The following is a 3,268-nucleotide window of genomic DNA, read 5'->3' on the forward strand; positions in this document are numbered from 1 at the left end:
CCGGACGAGGCCCAGTACTGGCTTTGGTCGCGTAATCTCGACTGGGGCTACTACTCCAAGCCGCCGATGGTCGCCTGGCTGATCTGGGCCACCACGATGATCGGCGGCGACGCAGAGCCCTGGGTGCGCCTGTCCTCGCCCCTGCTGCATGCGGGCACGACGCTCTGCGTCTACGGGATCGGGCGGCGGCTCTACGGCGCGGCCAGCGGCTTCGCGGCCGCGGCGCTCTATCTGTTGATGCCGGCGGTGCAGCTCTCCTCGCTGGTGGTGGCGACCGACGCCTCGATGCTGCTGTTCCTGGCGCTGTCCCTGCTGGCCTATGTCGAACTGCCCACGGCCGAGGGGCGCCGGCGCCTATGGCTGACGGCCGGATTCGGCGCGGCCACGGGCCTGGCGTTCCTGGCCAAGTACGCGGCGGTCTACGCCCTCATCGGCCTGGCCCTGCACCTACTCATCTCCCCGCAAGCTCGGGCGATCTGGAGCCTGAAGGCCGCCGCCCTGGCGTTGGGCGCCTTCCTGCTGGTGCTGGCTCCTAACCTAGCCTGGAACGCCGCCCACGGCTTCGCCACTGTCCAGCACACCGCCGCCAACGCCAATTGGAGTGGCCGCGAGCTGTTCAACTTCCAGGAACTAGGCGACTTCATCGCCTCGCAGTTCGGGGTGTTCGGCCCGATCCCGTTCGCGGTGTTGATCGGCGGTGCGGTGCTGCTGGCCGTGCGCCGCAGACTAGAGCCAGCCGACCTGCTGCTGCTCTGCTACGCCCTGCCGCCGCTGCTGATCGTCACCCTCCAATCCTTCATCAGCCGCGCCAACGCCAATTGGGCCGGCGCTGGATATGTCGCCGGGATCATCCTGGTCGCCGCCTGGCTGGTCCGCTGGCGCGGGCGCTGGTGGCTGATCGGGGCCGTGGCGACGCAGGCGGTGGTGGCCGCTGTCTTCCTGGCCTGCGTGCTGATGCCGCCGCTCGCCGACACCCTCGGCCTAGCCAACGCCTTCAAACGCGCCAAGGGCTGGGAGCAGATGACCGAGGAGATCGCCAACCGCGCGATGCGCGAGCCCGCCGGCAGCCTGAGCGCCGTGGCCGTCGACGACCGCTTCATGTTCAACGCGGCGGCCTATTACGGGCGTGAGTATTTCGGGCGGAATGGCGAACCGCCGCTGAAGATGTGGGTGCGCGAAGCCCATCCGCAGAACCAGGCCGAAACCACCCAGCCGCTCACTCTCGAACTTGGCAAGCGGGTCCTGGCCGTGAGTCTGGAACCGGCCTTCACGCCCGAGATGGCGGCCGATTTCAAGGCGGTGTCGGGCTACCAGATCGTCAGCGTCTGGCTCGACAGCCAGCGGCGGCGGCGCGCCGAGATGTTCATCGGCGAGACTTTCGCGCCGATGCCGAGAGACCCGGTCACCGGCCTGCCCGTCAGGGCGCCGCAGATCCCCAAACAGCCTTGAGCGCCCGGTCGCGGCCGCAGCCGATACGGTAGGCGTTGTAGCTGGCCGGGTTCTTCTTGGCGTAGTCCTGGTGATAAGCCTCGCCCTTCCAGAAGGTCCCGCCGGTCAGGACGCGGGTGGCCACAGGCTTGCCCAGGGTCTTGGCGACCTGGCCCTTCACCGCCTGGGCGGTGCGGGTTTCATCCTCGCCCGAGACAAACACCGCCGTGGCGTAGGACGGGCCGCGATCACAGATCTGACCGCCCGCGTCGGTGGGGTCGATATTGTGGAAGAAGCCGTCCACCAGCTTGGCGTAGCTGGTCTTGGCCGGGTCATAGGTGACCTTCACCGCCTCCAGGTGGCCTTGATGATTGTCGTAGGTCGGGTTGCGCAGCGCGCCGCCGGCGTAGCCGACCACGACGTCGGTCACGCCCGGCAGATGCTCCATCGCCTTCTCGGCTGACCAGAAGCAGCCGCCCGCGAAGACGGCGGTCTTGGTCGGCCCGGCGGCCCACGCCGCCGCCCCGATGGGCACAGCTCCCGAAAGACAGAACAAGGCCGTAAGGGCCAGGGCGGTCCGGGTCGGTTTCATGATCTCACCTTCGCGCGGCTACGCAAGGCGGCCGCTGCCTGGATGAGATACGCGCAATACGGCCCGTTGGATGCGAAACCTTCTCCTCGCCCCGCTTGCGGGGAGAGGTCGGGTGAGGGGAACAAAGGCGCCACCTCGCAAGCCGATGGATCGTGGAGCGCCGCTATGCGCCGCCCCCGCACCTAGCCTCTCCCGAGGGAGAGGAACTAGAGCCCGACCTCGAACGTCGCTTCGGTCTTGGCCTTGATCTCATCGAGGGTGACGCCGGAGGCCAGGGCCGTCAGCTTCAGCGGGGTTTTGCCGCGATTGATCTCGAAGACGCCAAGGTCGGTGATCAGCAAGTCGACCACGCCGGCGCCGGTCAGCGGCAGGGTGCAGGCCTTGAGCAGCTTCGGCGCGCCAGATTTCTCGACATGGTCCATCACGACGACGACGCGCTTGACGCCCGCCACCAGGTCCATGGCCCCGCCCATGCCCTTCACCACCTTGCCAGGCACCATCCAGTTGGCCAGGTCGCCCTTTTCGGAGACCTGCATGCCGCCCAGGATAGACAGGGCGATGTGGCCGCCGCGGATCATCGCGAATGAGTCGGCCGACGAGAAATAGGACGAGCTATCGAGCTCGGTGATCGTCTGCTTGCCGGCGTTGATCAGGTCGGCGTCCTCTTCTCCCTCATAGGGGAAGGGGCCCATGCCCAACATGCCGTTCTCCGACTGCAGGGTCACGTGCATGCCGGCCGGGATGTAGTTGGCGACCAGGGTCGGGATGCCGATGCCGAGGTTCACATAGAAGCCGTCGCGCAGTTCCAGCGCCGCGCGGGCGGCCATCTCTTCACGGGTCCAGGCCATGTTAGGCGCTCGCCTTTTCGTCTCTGGGCCGCGTGGTCACGCGCTCGATGCGCTTCTCAAAGGTCGCGCCCTGGAAGATGCGGTCCACATAAATGCCGGGCGTGTGGATGTTGTCCTTGTCGAGCGCGCCGATCGGAACCAGGTGCTCGATCTCGGCGATGGTGATCTTGCCGGCCGTGGCCATCATCGGATTGAAGTTCCGGGCGGTCTTTCGGTAGACAAGGTTGCCCTCGGCGTCGCCGGTGTGAGCCTTGACGATGGCCAGGTCGGCGGTAAGGCCGCGCTCCATCACATAGAGCTCGCCGTCGAACTCGCGGGTCTCCTTGCCCTCGGCCACCAGGGTGCCGACCCCGGTCTTGGTGAAGAAGGCCGGGATGCCGGCGCCGCCGGCGCGGATGCG

Annotated in this window: 4 protein-coding genes; 1 reads left to right on the forward strand and 3 read right to left on the reverse strand. The window is 67.4% G+C overall.

Annotated features, from left to right (window positions below):
* Positions 1 to 1,449, forward strand: a 1,449-nt coding sequence (locus Q7T84_RS17100) for a glycosyltransferase family 39 protein (RefSeq protein WP_304811230.1), incomplete at its 5' end; no start/stop codon positions are given.
* Here Q7T84_RS17100 and msrA read toward each other — a convergent pair.
* The 3 genes from msrA to Q7T84_RS17115 all read right to left on the reverse strand — a co-directional run.
* The gene (gene msrA / locus Q7T84_RS17105) at positions 1,418 to 2,020 is read right to left on the reverse strand and encodes a peptide-methionine (S)-S-oxide reductase MsrA (protein ID WP_304811232.1); all 603 of its coding nucleotides are present in this window, start codon (positions 2,018 to 2,020) and stop codon (positions 1,418 to 1,420) included. The two genes, Q7T84_RS17100 and msrA, sit on opposite strands and share 32 nt — an antisense overlap.
* A 206-nt stretch (positions 2,021 to 2,226) precedes the next feature.
* A complete protein-coding gene (locus Q7T84_RS17110; protein WP_304811234.1) occupies positions 2,227 to 2,868 on the reverse strand; it encodes a 3-oxoacid CoA-transferase subunit B in 642 nt (213 codons plus the stop codon).
* A gap of 1 nt (position 2,869) precedes the next feature.
* The coding region (locus tag Q7T84_RS17115; RefSeq protein ID WP_304811236.1) for a CoA transferase subunit A at positions 2,870 to 3,268 on the reverse strand (399 nt) is incomplete at its 5' end.

Source organism: Phenylobacterium sp. (assembly GCF_030654915.1).
Lineage (GTDB): Bacteria > Pseudomonadota > Alphaproteobacteria > Caulobacterales > Caulobacteraceae > Phenylobacterium.